Consider the following 21201-nt stretch of genomic DNA (forward strand, 5'->3'; position numbering starts at 1 on the left):
CATGATGTACAACAAATTGAAATATTTAATGTTTACATTTACATTTCTTATGAATAATCGAATAATCATTTAAAAGTCTTATTTAATAGGCTTGTTTACAATGACTTATCCCACATTCAGGAAACTAAGATTAGATTAAATGAAACAACTCTCTCTGGATAACCTGCGCACGTTTGTCACTGTTGTCGATTTAGGTGGCTATGCAAAAGCAGGCGAAAAACTCGGTCTTTCTCAACCTGCAGTCAGTCTGCAAATGAAACGCTTAGAGCAACAATTGTCAAAACGTCTTTTTACCAAACAAGGGCAAAGACAGGTCGTTAATCAAGCCGGTTTAAGTGTGTATAAAACAGCACACACTATGCTGGACTTAAACGACGGTATTTTTCGCCAATTTCAACCCGCGTCATTAAAAGGCAGACTACGACTGGGTATTCCTAGTGAATTTGCCACCACTTTACTACCCAGCATTATTGGAGAATTTGGACAGTTATATCCTGATGTATCCCTGGAAGTCACCTCTGCATTGAGTAAATCCTTGCTTGAGGATGAGGCGCTAAATGGTTTTGACCTTGTGATGGCACTCGTCGACCCCGCCACTGAAGTAGACGGACAAGTATTGCTTATAGATGAGTTAGTGTGGGTAGGCGATCGAAGCCTAGCGATCCCACAAGCAACGTTATCGTTAGTGTTAGCGCCAGCTGGGTGTGTGTATAGAAGCCGCGTCATCAGCAAATTAAAGCAGCAAACCCGGCAGTGGCGAATTAGTTATACTAACGCAGACTTAAGCGGCATCACAGCCGCCATTAAGCAGGGATTAGGGATTAGCGCTTTGGCCAAAAGCAGTGTACCCGAGCAACTAGATATTATTCGGCATCATCATCTGCCAGAGTTAGGCACTATCAAGATATGTTTATTGAGTGGAAAGTCACAGCATCCGCAAGCTAGCGGTAAATTAGCAGAATTTATTCAGTCAAGATTAGCGCAATCTAACTGATTTAGTATTTAACAAAAAAACCGTAGATACTGTTTATGTCAAACAATACCTACGGTTTTTTATTATGCTTACTGGTTAAATGCTTTGCCTTACTACAATGAAGACCACACCAATAACCAGTAACAACAGAGATAACATTCTTTTGCTGTACTTTCCGTGATAATAAGCTTTACGTCGTTCCTTGAAAACTGGTCCATCAGCAAACAGTTCCGATGTTTGCCTTCTTTCACCAATTAGACGTTTCATTAAACACCCCAAATAGAATATAAACAGATAGGTTAATGTTTTTGTACAATTATTGTACGTTCGAAGCTTCGGATAAGATCTTAACCTTTTAGTTCAATTAATTTATCGGCTTTTGTAACAAAAACTTAACTTAATTTTATTTGCAATGGTTTATGTTTAAAAGTCTGTATCTAATCCTCGGACTTTAAACGCACATACGTTTTATACTTTTTTTGTAATAGACGATCGATATAGCGTGTGAGCTTAATTTTTTGACTGATAGCGTTATCCAAAGCGTCAACTAATTCAGTGAGCATGGTTTTATAATACTCTACATCTTTTATTTGCCCGTCTTCGGTAGGCGCATCTAAAATACCTTTGAGCTTGGATTGAGCTTGTGTTTCTTGTTCAGGCAGAAACATCTCTTCTGACACTTCTTTGATGACGTTTTCAACCGCTTCTTCGTCTAAGGTTTCTAGCTCTTCTAGGAAACCAAAAAGTAAAATCCGGTCCATCAACGTATTGATTTTTCTTGGAATACCATAAGTAAACTGGAATATTCGATCATATGCACCAGCTGAAAACAAAGCTCTACCGTCCCAACCTGCATGTTGCATCCGGTATTCAATATACGCTTGGCACTCTATATCGGTTAATGGCGCTAAATGGCATGACGCTACAATACGTTGTCTAAACTGCTCCATGTTAGGCGCACGTAAAATAGGTTGTAATTCTTCTTGTCCAAGCAAGAAGCTCTGTAACAAGGGTTTACCCGCAGCTTGAAAATTAGACAACATCCGCAATTCTTCGATCGTTTCTAAAGGCAAGTTTTGTGCCTCATCAACCAATAACAATGCTCGTTTGCCCTGTTTGTGCAAATTCATTAAAAATGCTTCAAGATCATTCAAAATGTCAGATTTTGTACTGCCTTTAACTGGCACATTAAATTTGCTGGCCACCATTTTCACCAATTCATCGGGTGACAATTTTGGCGTGACTATTTGTGCAGCCACGATATCTTGCTGCATGTTGTCTAATAAACTGTTCGCGATGGTCGTTTTACCGGTACCAATTCCGCCAGTGATGACAATAAAACCTTCAGCTTGAGATAACCCGTATTGCAAATAAGACATGGCACGTTTATGCCATTTACTGCCAAAAAAGAAGCTAGGATCGGGGGTCAGTTGAAAGGGCTTAGAGGTCAGGCCGTAATAATTTTCATACATAATTAAAAACCACTTGTTCCGCAAAAAAGAAAAGGAAAAGTCTTGAGTCTAGCTTAAGTCATCTACCTAAGGCTTAGCAATCAAATACCATAATTACCTTCGAATAGGCTATGCCTTTTAAAGGTTGCTAGCGTGGTTACAAGAGCCAGTCAGATGACATAATAATAAATAGAAAAGAAATGACACATACAGCCAGCAACCACAAACATATGCCAAATTGCATGGGTAAACTGAATTTTTTTAGCGACGTAAAACAGCACACCGACCGTATAACAAAATCCGCCTGCAAATAATAACCATAATCCCTGGGTTGATAAGGCGTTATACAACGGATAAATAAAGAAGATAGCTATCCAGCCCATTAACAAATACGTAATAACCGATAATTTCGGAAACCGTTGGTTTGCGAAAATTTTGCAAGTTATACCTACCAACGCAATCGACCAAACGATGATCATCCCGGTCAGTCCTACCCAACCGCCAATGGCCAAAACCATGAATGGTGTGTAAGTACCCGCTATCAACAAGTAAATTGCACTGTGGTCTATAATCTTAAGAAAAGCTTTTACATTAGGACTTGTAGCAGAATGATAAAGTGTTGACGATAGAAACATTAAAATCATCGACAAGCCATAGACTAAACAAGCAAATTGCCCATATATGCCATCGACTTTCAGTAACAAAAATATCAGCCCCACAATGGCAGCAATCACGCCCACACCATGGCTTATTGTATTTAGTCGCTCTTCAAGTGGGGAATAATGGTTTGATATAACGCTGGACTGATTCATTAATTAGGTCGTGATAAAAACAGGATTTCATCATATATTTTGAGCGTACAGTTGTACACTGAAATAATCTTTAAACATGCTTAGTTTATAAATCACACACTGCTAAGTATTGAGATATAACACCAGCATAACTAACTCGTCATTTTCCCAAAAATAAACCACGTTATGCTGAAACTTTTAAGCAAGTAAAAAAAGGCTAGCCATCATTTTAAAAATGGTGGCCAGCCTCACATTGTTCAATATCTTAGTTGAATGTACTTACTCTCCCCTAGGGTAACTGGAAGAAGAGTTGAGAGCAGACGACTGTGGATTGTTGTGATTAGACATCTTAGCTCTGGAGAGTCGATCTAATTGTACAGAGTGCAACTTATAAATTCCGGTGAAAGTACACTCAGTATATTTATCACCCACTCTAGCAACTTTTCCACTGTTGACTTTAACAACACCATCATTTGCATTTAAAAGGATGAGCTTCCCAGCAAAATACATGTTTTCGCAATTATCTGGCGTGGTCAGCAAATAAGATTTTTGGTTTTGTGCAACAAGCGCAATATGTTGGTTATTTAATACAAAAAGATCTACAGCATACAATGAATCAATACTTTCTAAGGGAGTTAACCCTTCATCCGCGATGAAGGTAGTAACATAATTTTCATAATTATTTATTTTACTATTACTGCAACCAACCAACAAAACAGTAGCAATAGTTAATATACTTCTTATATAAATTTTCATTTGCTTTCCTTGACGCTTGTCTATGTATAATAAGTAACCAAAAAACTATAACTGACAACCCTTGCTTGAACAAATTTATTCGCAACACCGATGTAATGTTATCTTTGATAAAGATAGGTAGTAGCCAACATTATAAGCCCACCAGCAAGTTTAGTTGCATGACATTTTAGCTAATTGCTATTGAGAAATACGGCGACTAAAACATTACTGTTTGAGATTCATTAAATTTACCTATGCACTTAAGATTCATAATTATTTAAGCTGAAAATTTAAGCCGAAAGAAAAGTGCCGACGTCACCAGAGCGGTTGTCGACCAAGTCGATGCTTTTGATTTACCCTCGTATTAATGTTCGCCAAATAATGGGATTAAGAAGATAACTGACGAGCGGCCTTTCTTGCTTACTTGTTTTGGCTGTTGAAAAAAGTAGTATGTCGTTTGGCATAAATGCCAATCGCCCCCCCTCTTAAATGCGGGTGCCCTTTAGGCATAAGACTCTCCTATCATGTACAATACCTTCCATAAATCCAAAAAACTCCAACGGTAAAACAGTGGCTCCATGGTACATATACATAGTCGAAAACAAATTAAGCCATTACTACACAGGCATTTGTACCAACATTGAACGACGATTTGAAGAGCATCAGTCCAGCGGGCCTAAATGTGCCAGAGCTCTGAAGGGTAAAGGCCCACTCACTCTGAAGTTTAGTTGTAAGGTTGATAGCCATTCAGAGGCATTAAAATTGGAAATTTGGATCAAAAAGCTAAATAAGCCTAACAAAATTAAATTGGTAAATAACTGTTTATGTAATGCCCCACTACGAAATACGCTAGGAGAGGATAAAAATCATGACAAATAGCCCACCCATTGCACTTTTCAATGAGTTAATCGAACTAGGTAACTTACGTTGGCAGGAGCTGCAATCTCATCAAGAGTTTTCCAGTCAATTTGAAATGTTTGAAGAACAGATAAAAACGGCCTTTTCACTCAGCGATTTTATTTCTGTGCAATGTCTGAAGTATCCCTCTTGGTTAACTGAACTACTGGTGAAAAAACTGCTTTTTGCTGAACATATAGATTACCAAGACAAACTTGCCATGGTATTGACTGAAGTTGAGAATGAAGCTGTTTTACAACAACAACTTAGGCAGTTTAGAAACTTTCATATGTTGAGAATTGCGTGGCGCGATTTGCTTAATATACAATCGATTGAGGACTCATTAGCACAAGTATCTGAACTAGCACGTCAATTGATTAACCAAACTAACAACTGGTTATATCAATCTTTACAGCCGCAGTTTGGCCTGCCTGAAGGAGAGTTTGGACCGCAACCTATGTTGATTTTGGGTATGGGTAAATTAGGAGGTGGCGAACTTAACTTTTCTTCTGATATCGATTTGATTTTTACCTACCCTGCAGTGGGAGTTACCACGGGTGGCAAGAAGTCACTCGAAAACCAACAATTTTTTACTAAACTAGCTCAGAAACTAATTACTGCACTGGACCAAATAACCGCTGATGGCCAGGTGTACAGGGTTGATATGCGCTTAAGACCATTTGGTGACAGTGGCCCCATCGTGATGCATTTTGATGCCATGGAAGATTATTACCAAGAACAAGGCCGAGACTGGGAACGTTATGCGATGCTCAAAGCATCTATCTTGAATCGACCTTGCGACTACACAAATCAGTTATCCGATATTCTGCAACCTTTTATTTATCGGCGATATTTAGATTTTAGTGCTATTGAGTCGCTACGTAGTATGAAATCGATGATTGAACAAGAAGTCCGCAGACGTGGCCTAACCAACAATATTAAGTTAGGTGAAGGTGGGATAAGAGAAGCAGAATTTGTGGTGCAAAGTTTGCAACTCATCAACGGTGGACGAGAATCGAGTCTGAAAGTTCAGAGCTTACAATTAGCGCTCGGTGAGCTAGTCAATTTACAGATATTACCCAATCAAAGTGCCCAAGATTTGCAGAATAGTTATTTATGGCTGCGTAAAGTAGAACATTGCCTGCAGCAATTTGCCGACAAACAAACACAAGTATTACCCAACAATGACATTGACCAAAAACGTTTGTTAACTGTCTTAGGCTTACTCGACTATACCGACTTTATGGAACTGTTAGATAAGCACTGCACGTTAATCCACCAGCAATTTTCATTACTGGTGAAAGAAGATCCCGCACTGCAAGATGATATTGCAGATGAACAGCAACAGGGGGCAAAAGATCTTTGGCAGTTACAACTAGACGCGGCAGAAATACAAAGCATATTAAAATATTGGCATTTAGCAGACGAAGTCAACAATACCCCCCTTTCTATTGCCGAAGATGTATATCAACAAATCAACACATTTAAACAAGATTTAACCACTCAGCGAATTGGCCAGCGAGGCCTTACAACGCTGAATAATCTAATGCCCGTGATTATTCACAATGTCCTTAGCTCCTCAGCTAACGATCATGCAGAGTTGTTCAGGCGTGTATTAAGTGTTTTACATGCCGTATTAGGACGTACCGCTTACCTGCAGTTATTATTTGAAAACCAAGCAGCATTATTCCACTTAGTGAAGTTATGCGCTGCTAGTCCTTGGGTGACACAACAAATAGCACGTTTTCCGCTGTTGTTAGATGAACTACTTAATCCCGTATCACTTTATCAACCCGTGGCCTTAAATCAATATTCGGATGAGCTGCGCCAAGCATTACTGCGGGTAGAGCCAGAAGATTTAGAGTTGCAAATAGAAACATTGCGTCAATTTAAACTCAGCCAACAATTAAAAATCGCGGCTTCTGACATATCTAATGCCTTGCCAGTGATGCAAGTCAGTGATCATTTAACCTATTTAGCCGAAGCCATTATTGTTCAAGTGGTGGATATCGCATGGCAACAAATAGTGGCTAAAAATGGTGTGCCCGTATGTGAAACCCATGGCCCTAAAAATATTCAAGACAAAGGTTTTGCGGTCTTGGGATTTGGCAAACTGGGAGGATGGGAGTTGGGTTACGGCTCAGACTTAGATTTAGTCTTTTTGCATAATTGTGACGGTCAACAGCTCACCAATGGAAAAAAACCAATTGGAACGAGTGGCTTCTACATCAAACTTGCGCAGCGGATTTTGCATATATTCACCATCAAAACAGGCTTAGGGCTTCTCTATGATGTAGATATGCGATTACGCCCCTCTGGCAATGCCGGTTTACTGGTGTGTCATGTGAATGGTTTTGCTACCTATGAAACTGAAAACGCGTGGACTTGGGAGCATCAGGCATTAGGTAGAGCACGATTTATAACAGGCTGTAATGAATTGCATAAACGTTTTAGTGCAGTGCGAATAGCGGTGCTTTCAAAACCAAGAGTGTTATTGGAGCTTGCTGATGAAGTGGTGACTATGCGAGAAAAGATGCGAGCCCATTTAGCGAAGGGGAACGCTGAAAATATTGATTTAAAACAAGACGCCGGAGGAATAGCAGATATAGAATTTATCGTACAATTTATGTTGCTTGCTCACACCAGTTCTTTTCCAAGCTTAGCCAAATGGCCTGATAATGTGAGAATATTAGCCGACTTAGCAACGTTATCCCTGATTACTAAATCTGAAGCAGATACTCTTAATCAAGCATATTTGGAATATCGCAACTATGCGCATCGACTAGCCTTGCAAAATGGCGCATTAGCTACCGTTAATGCATCCCTTGTAGAACTTCAAACCAAAGTAAAGGCTATTTGGAATAAGTATTTAATCGATATGCAGCAATAGCCTGACTAAAAATGGGACCTTATTTTCGAGCTTCAGCACATTGCTTTTCTAAATACTCAGATGATTTAGACGTAATGACTAAAGAACGTTGGAGGGGACACATGTATGCTTTGACCTCACCATCAAAGTTGGCATCGATGGCATTACCAATTATTTTTAAGCTAGCCAACAGCGAATCATCAAGTTGAAAAGGGTGTTTGACAATAAAGTCTTGATCAAGCTCCCAAATTACTTGCATACCCTCTGATTGAGCATATTCGGTAATGGCACTTCGAAGTGTACTTCCCGCTTTAAAGATGCGATGTTTGTGCTCCCCTACCCATCTTCCTAATACTGGATTTTGTAAGCTTTCCATCTTTTGCAATCGTTCGCCAAGGGGTTTATCGGAGATTTTCACCCCCATCACAAAGTCGCCTAACTCTTCCTCACGAGGATACCGAGATGACAAACGATAATCCGCATAAAAGTCGCTCATATTACTTGCGATAGTTTTTTTACCCGAGTCTCCTTCTGGGCGCACAGCCGACTCATTACTTTGTTGCATAAGCAACACTACAACTGCAATCGCAATGATCATCAGCCCTAGCATTACATGCTTTAGCCAAAATAAAGAATTAGATAGCTGTTTATTATTTTTCATTACGCATTGTAACTATTGTTAACCTTATTATTAATTTCAATCGTACAGCGAGGGATCATCAGCATTAGGTCTGGTTTTAAACCGTTTATGCATCCAAAGATATTGTTCTGGTGCAATCATAATCATCTTTTCAATCATTTGATTCATACGTGTTACATCGTCTTTATCGTCACCTGAAGGAAAATTCTCTAGTCCGGGTAGTACAATTATTTTGTAGCCTTTAGCGGTTTTAATTGAAACCAGAAAAACGGTCTCACAATCTGCTTGTTTTGCAAATAACAAAGAGCCTGTTGTGGTTGCGACTTCGGGTACAGCAAAAAGTGGTGTAAACTCACATTTTGAGCGTCCGTAATCTTGATCTGGCAAATACAAACACAATTCGCCGTCACTTAAAGCGCTGATTAAACCTCTAACATTTCGCTTGTGTACCATATATTTATTACTACGTTGGCGACCATGGTATTGAATGTATTCCATTAATCTATTGTTGTGTTTACGGTAAAACACCACTGATGGATACTTAAGACCGGCTATTCGGCAAGCAAATTCAAGATTCATATTATGTATTGCATATGCAAGTACACCTTTGCCTTTGGCTAAAATGGCCTCAATATGTTCAAAACCTTCAAACTCAGCTTTCTGGGCAACACGCCATGTTGGCCACCACCATCCCATGCCTGTCTCAAGGATCGCCATACCGGCATTATCTAAGTTAGCGTCTAATATAGTTTGACGCTTTTCTGGACTTAGCTCCGGAAAAGACAATTCTAAATTACGCTTGGCTACGTTATAACGTTTTTTAGCAATAACTTTGAGTAACTTGCCTAATAACTTCCCGATGTTTTTTTGCACCCGATAAGGTAACCAAGACACGCTGTAAAGAATCAGGACACTGATCCAAGTTAACCAATATTTAGGTAAGAAAAACTCTATTTCAAAATCTGGTGCGACTATTTTTTTTACTGACAAACTTATCTCCTACTCATTCATTAGTCTTAGTCTAATACGGAAAGCCAATTGGCAACATGAAAAAAAGTGTTAAGCTCGATTGTTGTCACCACAAAAAAAGCTTTTTCGCAGCAGATTGGAGATGTAATGAAATCTAATAAGACGGCAATTTCAAATGACATCGTAGACAAAAAGATTGAGCGATTACAGGCTATTTTAGATTCAGTCTCAAGTGTAATACTTGAGATATCTGCAAAGGGCGACATTCTGTATGCCAATCAGGCCGCGGTAAAAATGTTTGGTTATTCACAGGCGGAATTCAAGCAAAAGAGCGTCGCTGATTTGGTTCCCGAAAGATATAATCAAGGTCATCAAAAATACCTTAATCCTTTTTTTAAAGTGAACATTGAACAATCTAAAGTTGCAATTGAAGGTGAAGTTCTGCCTGTATTACATAAAAGTGGCCAAGAATTACTCGTCACTATAGATTTAAAACCATCCGTTATTAGCCTACAAAATTCAGTTATCGCTACCCTCTATGAGTCATCAAAGTTAAAAAATGCGCAAGACCGATTAGATAATAGTAACGAGCGACTTCGAGTGGCAAAGGAAGCCGCACAAATAGGTGTATGGGAATTCAACGTAACTACACGCCAATTAATTTGGGACAATCAGATGTTTCTTCTTTATGGCCTTGACCCTAGCACATTTAGCGGCACCCCTTCGGAATGGAAAGACTCGATACACCCAGAAGATAGAGCTAAAGGGTTAGAGATGATTGGGACGGCAATAGAAAAAAAGGTAACATTTGATACCACTTTCAGAATAGTGACACCAACCAACCAAATACGTTATATGAAAATTTACGGACACCCCGTGGTGGATAGCAAAACACAAGTCTGCAAGGTCATCGGCGTAAATTACGATTTGACTGAACACTTTTCTGTCCAAGAAAACCTCAAACAAAGCCTAAAAGAAAATCGGGTATTAGCCAAAGTTGCTGAAGAAACAATTAATGCTGTGGTATTAACGGATGTACTAGGCAACATCACCTGGGTAAATAAGATGTTTACTCGTATCAGTGGTTACCAATTGAATGAAGTGAAAGGTTTTACTCCAGGGTCTATGCTACAAGGCAAAAATACAGACGCTCTTACAATTAAAGAGATGAGTACGGCGCTTAAAAATGAACAAGAATTTAATGTAGATATAATAAATTATCATAAAAATGGTCAGCCTTACTGGTTGCGAATTAATTGTCAGCCATTACACGAACAAGGTCAGCTCGTTGGGTTTATGTCAATTCAAACCGACATAACCGATATAAAGCGTCTTGAACAAGATCGCCAATCAGAACGAGAGCTATTAAAGTGGACTGGCGACATGGCAAAACTCGGGGGTTGGCAACTTAATTTACAGACTAATCAGGTAATTTGGTCTGACGCCGTATATAAGATCCATGAAATACCTATTGGCTCTGAGATTGATCTAGAGAACGCGATTAACTTTTATGTACCTGAAGCAAGACCAATTATTCAACAGGCAATTACTTTAGCCATAGAAGACGGCACACCATGGGATATCCAAACGCCATTCATCACTGCTAAAAATAATAAAATTTGGGTGCGTGCTGTCGGCACTGCAGTGTTTTCAGACGGTATTGTTACTTCTTTAAGAGGGGCGTTTCAAGATATCACCGAACTAAAGCGTGCCGAAGAACAGGCCAAAGAGGCCAGTCGCGACAAAAAGTGAATTTTTAGCCAATATGAGTCATGAAATCCGAACACCTTTAAATGGTATTTTGGGTATGAACGATTTACTGATGAATTCAAACCTCGACGAAAGTCAGCGTCACTTTGCGCAGCTAATCAAAGTGAGTAGCCATTCATTGTTGCACTTAATTAATGATATTTTAGACTTTTCAAAAATTGAGGCGGGCAAACTCAATATTGAATTGCAAGATATCAACTTGTACACCTTACTCGGCGATATAATTGACTCAATGGCTGCACGTGCTCAAGACAAAAATCTTGACCTGGTATTGGATATTGCACCCACACTGCCTCGATGGGTAAAAATTGATCAAGACAGAGTGAAACAAGTGTTGATTAACTTACTAGGTAACGCGATTAAGTTTACAGAACAAGGCGAGATTATATTAAGAGTTGAGAGCAGCGACGAATGCTTAATATTTTCGGTTATTGATACCGGCTGCGGCATTCCAAAGGACAAACAAGCACAACTTTTCTCTCAATTTATGCAAGTTGATAGTTCCAGCACTCGCCAACATGGTGGCACAGGGTTAGGCTTGGCGATCAGTAAGCAATTAAGCGAGATGATGGGGGGGGGAATTACACTGCAAAGTGTTTGGCAGAAAGGTTCTACATTTTGCTGCACTGTTAAATTTAAACCTTCTAAGCAAACATCTTCCGCAACAACTAAAAGCATGCTTGCCTCACTTCACGGAAAAAGTTTACTTGTTGCAGACTCCAAAAAAAGTGTGCGCCAGTCGGTGGAAAATTTTCTAATACAAAGTGGTATCAAAGTGCAATCTGTTAGTGATGCACCAGAGACTATCAAGGCTTTAAGGCATGCCCATGACACGAATCAACCTGTCGATTATGTGCTCATTGACCTAGATCTAACGGGGATGAATGGCCTAGAACTCAGCAAAGCGATCCGCTCGGACTCACGCTTTTCTGATGTATTTATCATTTTAATGACAGCACAAGTAGGAGGGACGAATACGGTTCAAAGTATACCTACCAAAATATCTGGTTACCTTTCAAAACCCCTTAAACCCGATGCGCTTATTGATGTACTCCTTTCACCTCAGTATTCAGAGTCTGGAATTGATAAAGGTCAATTCAGTCGAATTAATCCATCCGAAACCGATGTTCAGAAAAAACCCAACATATTGGTGGTTGAGGATAACTACATCAATCAGCAAGTCGTCATGGAAATGCTGAGAAATTTGAATTGTCATTGCCACCTTGCCGAAAATGGTCAAGAAGCCTTAAATATGCTGAGGAGCCATACCGAATCATTTGATTTAATTTTAATGGATTGCCAAATGCCGTTAATGAATGGTTACGATGCAACTAAGCACATTCGCGCAAACAAAGATGGTCATTTTGATGAGAACATTTTTATCGTTGCCTTAACAGCGAATGCAATGAAACGTGATGATGATAAATGCTTTGAAGCGGGCATGAACGACTATTTAACCAAGCCCATTTTATCGGAACAATTAGCTAAAATGTTATACAAGTGGGTGTTTATTGAAAGGCGACGATAGGGCAACTTAATTGGATAAGTCCCATTATAAATGGCAAATCGATAATCACATTCACTTTTGTTTTTATCAAGTGACTTTCTCAAGTGACTTTGTTACAAAGACATTATGAGCTGGTGTATAATTCAGAGACAATATGCTTTCCAATGACTCTCATATATTTTTAACTTAGGCCTCTATGCAACTTATCGAAATTAATAAAGCCCGTTATCGACGGCATTTGAACCTTGTCATAGCCGGCTGTATCTGCGGCTTGATAATCGGTAGTTTAGCCATTTCACAGACGCTTATCGGTTTATTTCCCGATGCAAGCGGAAGTCACTTTAACTGGAACTTATTAGGCGTTGTAACTGCCAGTGTGACAATTGCTTTGTTACTCAATAAATACCGTAGTCATGACTTTATGACCGAAGTAGTGTACGTATGGGAGTTAAAACAGACGCTTAACAAAATAAATCGCAAAATGCCTAGGCTTAAAGCCGCTAGTCTCAAAGGCAATGCAGATGCTTTATTGGCCATCCATTATAGTTACGCCGGATCACGCTTATTATGGAAACTCGACGATAACACCATCGTTATGGATGAGTTGATGACTCAACAAGCAGAGCTTGATAGTGCAGCCGAAAAGTATCATTTAACCCTCAATGCAGATGATTATGACGCCTCTATTTTGAAGCAGTTTTAACCTAATAAAAATTAGATTACTATTTTGATATAGTCAAACCCAATTAAAATATGAGTATCAAAATATCAGTTAGTCTGCAGCTTAGTATTCATCGTCAATGGCTTTAAGTTTTTTAATAAATTTTTCACAATGTTCTTCTTTTTCATAGTTGAAATGGTACTTATTGTGAAAACCGAAATTTAATTGTACTTGCGCATCTTCAACGAACAATGTGTAACCATCAAAATCGGTGTACACTTTAATACCCATTAGGAAGTGCTCTTCGCCTTTCTTTTCACCATGCTGAATGATTTTATCAAACACACTTAATATAAACTTGCTGTCGATGTCATTTTTCATGGTTCTGCTCCAAATTATATTCTTACATAACCCTACGTAGAATTGTGTGGCTAAGCCCAATATAAAAACTAACTTAGGATTAACATTAAACTGGTGTTAATGATACCAATGACGTATAAAGTTTTGTAGCTTAAGTGTTATCATATTCGTGTTGAATTTCTTAAGGTGTTTTTATATTAAAACCAACACAGCTACCCAAAAGGCCTCTAACTTAGACGCGGCTAAGTTACTGTACGATAATGGCTTATTAGGGATCCTTGTAAGCGCTCTAGCAAGCACCCTAATGGTCTTTTGGACTAACGGGCTAGACACCAATACACATCAATTAATCTGGTGGCTTTCCATCAGCTCAATATTACTACTACGCCTACTTGATTATGCTGTATGGAAACTAAGCAGCAGTAAATTAGCATCCGCAGGTCTATTAGGGATACGCCGCTTTGCAGCAGGCTGTATAGTAACCGCGATTGCTTGGTCGTTATATCTGGTCATTTTTTTCAACCTATTTACTGATTCTGAACTATTTTTCGCGATTATCATCATATCCTCGTTCGCAGGTGGCTCTGCATTTCTTTTATCATCTAGCCGCTTTACTGCCATAAGCTATCCTTTAATTTTGTTGGTTCCTATCTCTTTGTTTGGATTACTTTCAGAACATGAAAATCGCCAAATTTTAGGCATCCTAGGTGTGGCTTTTGCCTTGACCATGGTGTTCTCTTGTATCAAATCGTCTCGCTTTACTTTAGGTGCTATCTATCAAAAAAACCTGAATGCGTTACTTATTAAAGAGATGGAGAATGAGAAAAACTTGGTTGCACAAGCCAATCAAGAACTAGAACTCAAATCGAAAGAACTGAATCAGGTCAATATCAACCTTGAGGACAAAGTCAAACGACGCACCGATGAAATATACCAACTAAGTAATATTGATTCTTTGACCCAATTGGTTAATCGTAAAGCGTTCACTTCCAGCCTTGAGTCATTAATAGAACAGTCAATTGTTAAAGATAATCCATTGGCATTACTGTTTATTGATCTGAACGGCTTCAAGAAAATCAACGATACTATGGGGCATAAGGTCGGTGACAGTGTACTGGTTCAAGTTACGAAGAGGATCTCCGCTTTTTCTGAAAATAACAGAGCCGGTCGCTGGAATGGAGATGAATTTTTAGTCGCTTTACCCTATAGCGATCAGGATACTGCGATGTCTATTGCCAAAGCTATCGCAACCAGCATTACCCAGCCCATGTACGTGCATGGTAACGAATTATACCTATCAGCTTCTATCGGTATCGCCATGGCACCCGCGCATAGCTTATCAGCTACTGAGCTGATTCAACTTGCTGACTTAACTATGTGTGAGCAAAAGAAATCTGATAATAAACAACCTCGTTTATTTTCTAATGACTTGAAAGAAAAGATAATCGCGTCACAAATTATTTTAGAAGGCCTGCAACATGCCATAGAAAGGAAGCAATTCTTTTTATGTTATCAGCCAATCCAATCAGCTAAAGATAATGTGTCTTTTGCATTTGAAGCATTATTGAGATGGAACTTTTACGAGAAATTTATTGGACCTGATGTATTCATTCCTTTAGCCGAAAAATCTGGGCTTATTAAAGAAATAGGTGCATGGGTATTAAATCGAGCGTGTATGGATGCAAGCTATTGGCAATTCAACCAACAAGCGTCTGTGTCAGTTAACGTTTCTGTTATTCAACTGATGGATGACGGATTTATTAGATTGTTAGATAACTGCCTTCGTAGTAGCGGTCTGGCACCTGAAAGATTACATTTAGAAGTAACAGAGTCGACTTTTATTGAAAACAAAGCCAAAATCCGCCAGCAATTGGAGCAGATTCAAGCGCGCAACATTGGCGTATCAATAGACGACTTTGGCACGGGCTATTCTTCCTTGTCGCAGCTTCAATCTTTACCGGTTAACTACGTAAAAATAGATAAGTCTTTTGTGGATAACATCGAAGGAAAAGGAGAAGCGATTATTCGAGCCACCCTATTTATAGCCCGCGAACTAAATTGTAAGACGATTGCAGAAGGGGTCGAAACAAAAGAACAAGCCATTGCTCTATCGGCTATGGGAGTTGATTATCTTCAAGGTTATTATTTTGCCAAACCCATGAAAAACGAAGACTTAATCGTTTGGCAAAACCCCATCACTAGTATTTTTTCTTAAACCTGTATGTAACTTTCTATTGGTGATTTTAATTTGTCACTAATCAGGGCAAAATAGTCCTTTTTGTAATGAGATAACTTATCCATGGCGCAACTTTACTTCTATTACTCGGCAATGAACGCAGGCAAATCTACTTCTTTGCTGCAGTCAGCTTACAATTATGCCGAAAGAGGCATGAATGCTGAAATTTTTACTGCTGCATTAGACAATAGGTACGGTGAAGGCAAAGTAGCGTCCAGAATAGGTCTTGAATCGGCAGCTCACCTTTTCACCCCTCAAACCGATATGCAATCTGCAGTTGAAGCGCTAGTGGCCAAAAAAAAGGTAAACTGTCTGTTTATCGATGAAGCGCAATTTTTAACGAAGCAACAAGTAAAGCAATTAATTTATGTGGTCGACAACCTCAACATACCCGTATTGGCATATGGCCTTCGGACAGACTTTTTAGCAGAAACCTTTGAAGGTAGCCGCTACCTTTTGGCATGGGCTGACAAACTGATAGAGTTGAAAACTATCTGCCATTGTGGTCGAAAAGCAGCATTTGTAGTCAGAATCGATGAAAATGGACAAGTAGTAAAAGAAGGCGAACAGGTAGAGGTGGGTGGAAATGATAAATACGAGTCGATGTGCAGACAACACTTCGCAAAGCTTGTATGGTAAATCTATCTCACCAATTCACATGAAAAAAAAGCAAACAGCCTTGAGCCATTAACAGCCTTGAGCCTAATAGGAATTCACTGTTTGCTTTTTTTATAACACTTAAATTTTTATCAATATTGTTTATTTTGCAGATTTTTCTGTGATGTAGCTCATCACGTTAGTTGCTTCTCGCGACTGGAAGAATTCACTTAAGCTTTCTCCGGCACATGTCACATTGTCAGCATCAAGGACCTTGTTTATCACTTCTTGCTTAGAAAAGCCTAAGCGACCAATTTGACTACTAACTGCGCGTTTAAACAAACCAACGTTATTTGTTACTGCAGATTTGCAGAAGTTTTTAAAGCTTCTGTCACCTACAAATTTATATTTGCTGGTTGATGCTGTTTCAACAGTGGCTTCAGTGCCAGTTAAATAATCAGCAACATCATGAGAGCCACGTGACGTAGAGAACGCAACTAAGTTTTGACCTGCACATTGGAAATGCTCGCCATTCGCTAAAAGGGATATCATTTTATCTTTACTAGCACTTAAACGAAAACCGTGTTGCTTAACGTTCTTTTTAAGTAAATCTAAATCGTTGGTAGCAGCGGCTTGGCAAAGTTCGGCATATTGCGTGTCACCCACAAATTTAAAGTTGTTCGCACTCTTCAGTGATGCGCTTGCGTTTAATGATAATGTTGCGGCAAATATTGCAGTTGTTGTTAATAGTGACTTTTTCATGATAACACCTCAGTAATTTAAATTATTTAAAACATTCGGCGAGTTTGCTTTCTCAACCTTGCGAAATGAATTGTAATTAAATTACAAAAAAACATTGTTTTTTTTCTGAGATCATTTGATTAATGAATTGTAAAGAATATTAAAACGCGGCTAAAAATAATTTAAAGCATTGTTTTAATTGGATTTACTGGTCACTTTATATTCATAATATAGTGATATATATATTAAATAGATATAGATAAAGCTGTAATTTAATTACAATATGGTTTTTTTGGAGAACTATCCGTCGATATATTTTGTGGTTTTGAGTCGTTTTTTAATAAAAAAAAGCCCTTACGGGCTTTTTTTATTTTAATAAAATCACTAATTTTAAGGACGTAACGCTTTTTCACCTCTGGATAATCCACATACACCCGTTCTTGAAGCTTCGATAATCTCGGTGCATTGACTCAATGTATGTGCAAAAGCATCTAACTTGTCGCTGGTACCTGTCACTTGGATCGTATAGTTATTCGCATCTACGTCGACAATTTGAGCCCTAAATATATCCACATTACGTTTAACCTCTGCACGAACCAACTCACTGCGTGTGGCTACTTTCACCAGCATTAACTCTCGTTCAACGTGATAGCCGTCAGATAAATCAGTCACTTTCAACACGTCAATTAGCTTATTAACTTGTTTGGTGATCTGCTCAATAACCTTGTCATCAGCTTCTGTGACTATAGTCAAACGTGACAAACTTTTGTCATCTGTTGGCGCCACACATAAAGAGTCGACATTGTATCCACGTTGTGAAAACACACCCACTATACGAGACAAAGAACCCGGAGCATTTTCCATTAATACAGAAATAATTCTTCTCATTATGTGCGCTCCGTCTTACTTAATCGCATATCATCCATTGCACCAAACTTTATTTGCATGGGATAAACGTGCTCGTTTTGGTCTATTTCAATATCCATAAATACTAATCTGTCTTTTGCAGCAAAACATTTAGCCATTGCTGCATCTAACTCTTCAGGCTTAGTCACCTTAATACCAATATGACCATAGGCTTCTGCTAATTTAACAAAATCAGGCATTGCGTCCATATAAGAACTAGAGTGGCGACCTTTGTAGTTCATATCTTGCCATTGACGCACCATGCCTAAAGCTCGGTTGTTTAAAGATATAATCTTGATAGGTAAATTGTATTGCATACACGTGGCCAGCTCTTGGATATTCATTTGAATACTACCGTCACCTGTTACCACAGCAGAGACTGCTTCAGGATGCGCCATTTGCACGCCCATCGCTGCCGGTAAACCAAAGCCCATGGTGCCTAATCCACCTGAGTTGATCCAGCGCCTAGGTTTATCAAAAGGATAATAAAGTGCGGCAAACATTTGATGCTGCCCTACGTCAGAGCTAATGTAAGCATCACCGTGTGTATGTTTATATAAAGATTCGATGACTTCTTGTGGCTTAATTACATCTTTGTCTTTTTTATAATCTAGACATTTTCGAGAACGCCACTGATTGATCTGCTCCCACCAGTCGGCAAGCTTCGTTTTTTGTGCCTCAGCATCAATTTCCCCCATTTCTTTAAGTAGCTGTTTAGTCACCTCGTCAACGCTTCCCACTACTGGTATGTGAGCACCAATTATTTTAGAAATAGAGGCAGGGTCGATATCAACATGAATAATATCCGCATGAGGACAAAATTTATCCACATTGTTAGTTACACGGTCATCAAAGCGTGCGCCCAGAGCCAAAATACAATCAGAGTTATGCATAGCCTTATTCGCTTCAAGCCTACCGTGCATACCCAACATACCTACGAACTGCTCATGTACAGATGAAAAGGCGCCTAGACCCATTAAGGTCGATGTCACAGGTGCTTGTAGTTTTTCAGCAATTTCAGTGACTAGTTCGCTGGCTTCAGCGATTATTGCTCCACCACCTACATACACAATGGGACGTTTCGCTGCAAGTAAACTTTTAACTGCTTTCTTGATCTGTTTACTATTCCCTTTAAGGGTCGGATTATAGGAGCGCATAGTGACGTCATCAGGAAACTCATAAGGATACTCCTCTTGAACATTCACTATATCTTTAGGTAAATCGACTACTACTGGACCTGGACGCCCCGTATTAGCAATATAGTAAGCTTTTGCGATAGCCATAGGAATATCGACTGCGCGTTTAACCAGAAAGCTATGTTTAACGATAGGTCTAGAACAGCCCACCATATCTGTCTCTTGGAATGCGTCTTCACCTATGTGTTTAGTCGGCACTTGTCCCGATAACACTACCATTGGAATAGAGTCCATAAACGCGGTAGCAATACCTGTGATGGTATTAGTAGCACCCGGGCCTGAAGTCACTAAAACAGTGCCTGTTTTGCCTGTTGCTCTGGCGTAACCGTCGGCCATATGAGCTGCAGCTTGTTCATGACGGACGAGGATATGTTCGACATCTTCTTGCGCATATAACGCATCATAAATATCAAGTACGGCACCACCTGGATAACCGAACACATGTTTTACCCCTATATCTTTTAGCGTTCGCACAACCATCGCGGCGCCTGACATCATCTCCATCAGAATCACTCCAGAAATATATAATGTTAAATGAAATAGCACTATACGTGAGCGATTAGAAAATTTAAACATGAAAACAGACAAAAGTGAGACATTCATCCCAATATAGGCATATATTAGGATGAAACTACTAATTATCCATGTTTACATACGGATTATTAGGATGAAATTACATTTTACTAACAAGTTATCTATTCATCTTCGATTTTAACTTCAATATCACCTTGCTCAATTGTATCTTTATCGTCGTCATCATCTTCAGCCTCTACAATTGTTGGGCGATGATTACCATGGACACTTCCCGGTCTGTATCGGTTTATTTGTTTTTGATATTTAACCCAAGCTTTCTCTGCCAATCCTTCAGGCTCTTTTTTGCCAAAAGCGGCAGCCAACAAGCCATCATCCTCAATGTTCTGAGATTCAATTTGACCATCGACCAAAGCTGCAATTAAACAACCATATTGAGCTAGTGCTTTACTTTCGTTGATGGAAAAATCTCCAGAACGGGAAAAACCATAAGGATAATTTTTCGCATCGCTAAACATACGGTTGACCAAGGTATCTCTGCTAAGTTTTGCCATCACAACACCCATAAAAAAGAAGTTAACAAGATTAAAAATCATTGATTTAATAAAGACGTTATCTGAAAAGATAAATAAGCTAGTACTATCGCCTTTTGTAAACTGCTTTATAATTTAAAACAAGAATCTGTCAACTGTTTTTGTATAAATTTTTTAATTCACACGCTGGACAACACTGTTTAGTATGAAAGTTGATCCAAACCTTTATAAATCACATAAAATTGTAACATTAAACTAACGTTACCTTTTTGACTCCCTAGCCGACATCATTTCATATTTTACCAGCTCGATCCCTGTGACTTCACTGACCAATATTTTGATATTCACTTCACCTTTATCAGTGATTTGCATCAGTGACATTAGTTCGTTTGTTAAACTCGCTATAGCCTTCATGTCGCTGGTTGCACGTTTTAATTAGTGTAAGCCCATATGTTTAATCAAAGGTAATTTGTCTTAAGACAATTAACCCAGTGCATAATTCAGCCAACAAGACTATTGCAGTTGCATGCAAGCTACCTAAATGATTTTTGCTTAGAGACTTTTTTTAGACGATAAGAAGCTGTTTTTCGGTCTGTAAATAGCACTTCTAAACTTGTGGTACCGGCAAGTTTAACTTTGTATCTAAACACACACATCATGAGCTTTGAAATTGGCCAGCTAGGGTATTGGTTTACTTTATCAACAAACGTTCTTAATGGATTAATTGTAGGCATGACAAGCATTTGAGCAAACAATCGCAAATTGAAAATCAATATGTTTTATTTACAAAAATCTATTGTACTCCTGAGATCTAGGTTCACTGAACTTACATCTAAAT

At 38.9% G+C, this 21201-nt stretch carries 20 protein-coding genes; 8 read left to right on the top strand and 12 right to left on the bottom strand.

Features of this window, described 5'->3' with window-relative positions:
- Positions 1 to 139: 139 nt before the first annotated feature.
- Positions 140 to 994, top strand: a complete 855-nt coding sequence (locus C427_RS18805) for a LysR family transcriptional regulator (RefSeq protein WP_007640890.1) — start codon at positions 140 to 142, stop codon at positions 992 to 994.
- Between the two features lie 75 nt (positions 995 to 1069).
- Here the strand turns inward: C427_RS18805 and C427_RS26540 are convergent, their stop codons facing one another.
- The 4 genes from C427_RS26540 to C427_RS18820 all read right to left on the bottom strand — a co-directional run bounded on the left by C427_RS26540 (position 1070) and on the right by C427_RS18820 (position 3971).
- On the bottom strand, positions 1070 to 1240 hold the full coding sequence (locus tag C427_RS26540) for a hypothetical protein (protein ID WP_007640889.1): 171 nt from the start codon (positions 1238 to 1240) through the stop codon (positions 1070 to 1072).
- Between the two features lie 170 nt (positions 1241 to 1410).
- On the bottom strand, positions 1411 to 2445 hold the full coding sequence (locus tag C427_RS18810) for an XrtA/PEP-CTERM system-associated ATPase (RefSeq protein WP_007640888.1): 1035 nt from the start codon (positions 2443 to 2445) through the stop codon (positions 1411 to 1413).
- A 149-nt stretch (positions 2446 to 2594) separates the two neighbouring features.
- A complete protein-coding gene (gene trhA / locus C427_RS18815) occupies positions 2595 to 3236 on the bottom strand; it encodes a PAQR family membrane homeostasis protein TrhA (RefSeq protein ID WP_007640886.1) in 642 nt (213 codons plus the stop codon).
- Between the two features lie 258 nt (positions 3237 to 3494).
- On the bottom strand, positions 3495 to 3971 hold the full coding sequence (locus C427_RS18820; RefSeq protein WP_007640885.1) for a DUF6491 family protein: 477 nt from the start codon (positions 3969 to 3971) through the stop codon (positions 3495 to 3497).
- Positions 3972 to 4439: 468 nt separating this feature from the next.
- Here C427_RS18820 and C427_RS18825 point away from each other — a divergent pair, with 468 nt between their 5' ends.
- Together C427_RS18825 and glnE are read left to right on the top strand one after the other, a co-directional pair.
- On the top strand, positions 4440 to 4829 hold the full coding sequence (locus C427_RS18825) for a GIY-YIG nuclease family protein (RefSeq protein ID WP_226991226.1): 390 nt from the start codon (positions 4440 to 4442) through the stop codon (positions 4827 to 4829).
- Positions 4819 to 7737 (top strand): bifunctional [glutamate--ammonia ligase]-adenylyl-L-tyrosine phosphorylase/[glutamate--ammonia-ligase] adenylyltransferase, encoded by a 2919-nt coding sequence (gene glnE, locus C427_RS18830; protein ID WP_007640883.1) that lies wholly within the window; start codon positions 4819 to 4821, stop codon positions 7735 to 7737. Before C427_RS18825 ends, glnE begins: the two co-directional genes overlap by 11 nt.
- A 19-nt stretch (positions 7738 to 7756) precedes the next feature.
- On the opposite strand, the gene C427_RS18835 is transcribed toward glnE, so the two are convergent.
- Together C427_RS18835 and lpxL are read right to left on the bottom strand one after the other, a co-directional pair.
- Positions 7757 to 8377, bottom strand: coding sequence for a toxin co-regulated pilus biosynthesis Q family protein (locus C427_RS18835; RefSeq protein WP_226991225.1), 621 nt, complete (start codon positions 8375 to 8377; stop codon positions 7757 to 7759).
- A 36-nt stretch (positions 8378 to 8413) separates the two neighbouring features.
- Positions 8414 to 9346, bottom strand: a complete 933-nt coding sequence (lpxL, locus tag C427_RS18840) for an LpxL/LpxP family Kdo(2)-lipid IV(A) lauroyl/palmitoleoyl acyltransferase (protein ID WP_007640881.1) — start codon at positions 9344 to 9346, stop codon at positions 8414 to 8416.
- Between the two features lie 126 nt (positions 9347 to 9472).
- On the opposite strand from lpxL, the gene C427_RS27800 reads away from it, so the two are divergent.
- The 3 genes from C427_RS27800 to C427_RS18850 all read left to right on the top strand — a co-directional run bounded on the left by C427_RS27800 (position 9473) and on the right by C427_RS18850 (position 13305).
- Positions 9473 to 11077: a PAS domain S-box protein gene (locus C427_RS27800; RefSeq protein WP_236613712.1), complete on the top strand. Its 1605-nt coding sequence runs from the start codon at positions 9473 to 9475 to the stop codon at positions 11075 to 11077.
- Between the two features lie 13 nt (positions 11078 to 11090).
- A complete protein-coding gene (locus C427_RS27805) occupies positions 11091 to 12623 on the top strand; it encodes a response regulator (RefSeq protein ID WP_015431197.1) in 1533 nt (510 codons plus the stop codon).
- Positions 12624 to 12798: 175 nt separating this feature from the next.
- Positions 12799 to 13305, top strand: coding sequence for a DUF3087 domain-containing protein (locus tag C427_RS18850; RefSeq protein WP_007640879.1), 507 nt, complete (start codon positions 12799 to 12801; stop codon positions 13303 to 13305).
- 81 nt (positions 13306 to 13386) lie between these two features.
- On the opposite strand, the gene C427_RS18855 is transcribed toward C427_RS18850, so the two are convergent.
- A complete protein-coding gene (locus tag C427_RS18855; RefSeq protein WP_007640877.1) occupies positions 13387 to 13644 on the bottom strand; it encodes a DUF3081 domain-containing protein in 258 nt (85 codons plus the stop codon).
- 283 nt (positions 13645 to 13927) lie between these two features.
- On the opposite strand from C427_RS18855, the gene C427_RS18860 reads away from it, so the two are divergent.
- Both C427_RS18860 and C427_RS18865 read left to right on the top strand, forming a co-directional pair.
- Complete coding sequence (locus C427_RS18860; protein ID WP_007640875.1) at positions 13928 to 15838, top strand: putative bifunctional diguanylate cyclase/phosphodiesterase; 1911 nt, start codon at positions 13928 to 13930, stop codon at positions 15836 to 15838.
- 84 nt (positions 15839 to 15922) lie between these two features.
- On the top strand, positions 15923 to 16498 hold the full coding sequence (locus C427_RS18865) for a thymidine kinase (RefSeq protein WP_007640873.1): 576 nt from the start codon (positions 15923 to 15925) through the stop codon (positions 16496 to 16498).
- A 120-nt stretch (positions 16499 to 16618) separates the two neighbouring features.
- Here the strand turns inward: C427_RS18865 and C427_RS18870 are convergent, their stop codons facing one another.
- From C427_RS18870 to C427_RS28885, 5 genes are all read right to left on the bottom strand, one after another.
- Positions 16619 to 17218: a hypothetical protein gene (locus tag C427_RS18870; RefSeq protein WP_007640871.1), complete on the bottom strand. Its 600-nt coding sequence runs from the start codon at positions 17216 to 17218 to the stop codon at positions 16619 to 16621.
- Between the two features lie 369 nt (positions 17219 to 17587).
- Positions 17588 to 18085: an acetolactate synthase small subunit gene (gene ilvN, locus C427_RS18875; protein WP_007640868.1), complete on the bottom strand. Its 498-nt coding sequence runs from the start codon at positions 18083 to 18085 to the stop codon at positions 17588 to 17590.
- The gene (locus C427_RS18880; RefSeq protein ID WP_007640866.1) at positions 18085 to 19803 is read right to left on the bottom strand and encodes an acetolactate synthase 3 large subunit; all 1719 of its coding nucleotides are present in this window, start codon (positions 19801 to 19803) and stop codon (positions 18085 to 18087) included. The genes ilvN and C427_RS18880 overlap by 1 nt, the downstream gene beginning before the upstream one ends.
- A 191-nt stretch (positions 19804 to 19994) precedes the next feature.
- Positions 19995 to 20384 carry a MaoP family protein gene (maoP, locus tag C427_RS18885; protein ID WP_007640864.1) on the bottom strand — a complete coding sequence of 130 codons (390 nt, stop codon included), beginning with the start codon at positions 20382 to 20384 and terminating at the stop codon, positions 19995 to 19997.
- A 433-nt stretch (positions 20385 to 20817) separates the two neighbouring features.
- Positions 20818 to 20895 carry a hypothetical protein gene (locus C427_RS28885; protein WP_264369961.1) on the bottom strand — a complete coding sequence of 26 codons (78 nt, stop codon included), beginning with the start codon at positions 20893 to 20895 and terminating at the stop codon, positions 20818 to 20820.
- Positions 20896 to 21201 lie beyond the last annotated feature (306 nt).

The organism is Paraglaciecola psychrophila 170, from assembly GCF_000347635.1.
Taxonomy (GTDB): Bacteria; Pseudomonadota; Gammaproteobacteria; order Enterobacterales; family Alteromonadaceae; genus Paraglaciecola; species Paraglaciecola psychrophila.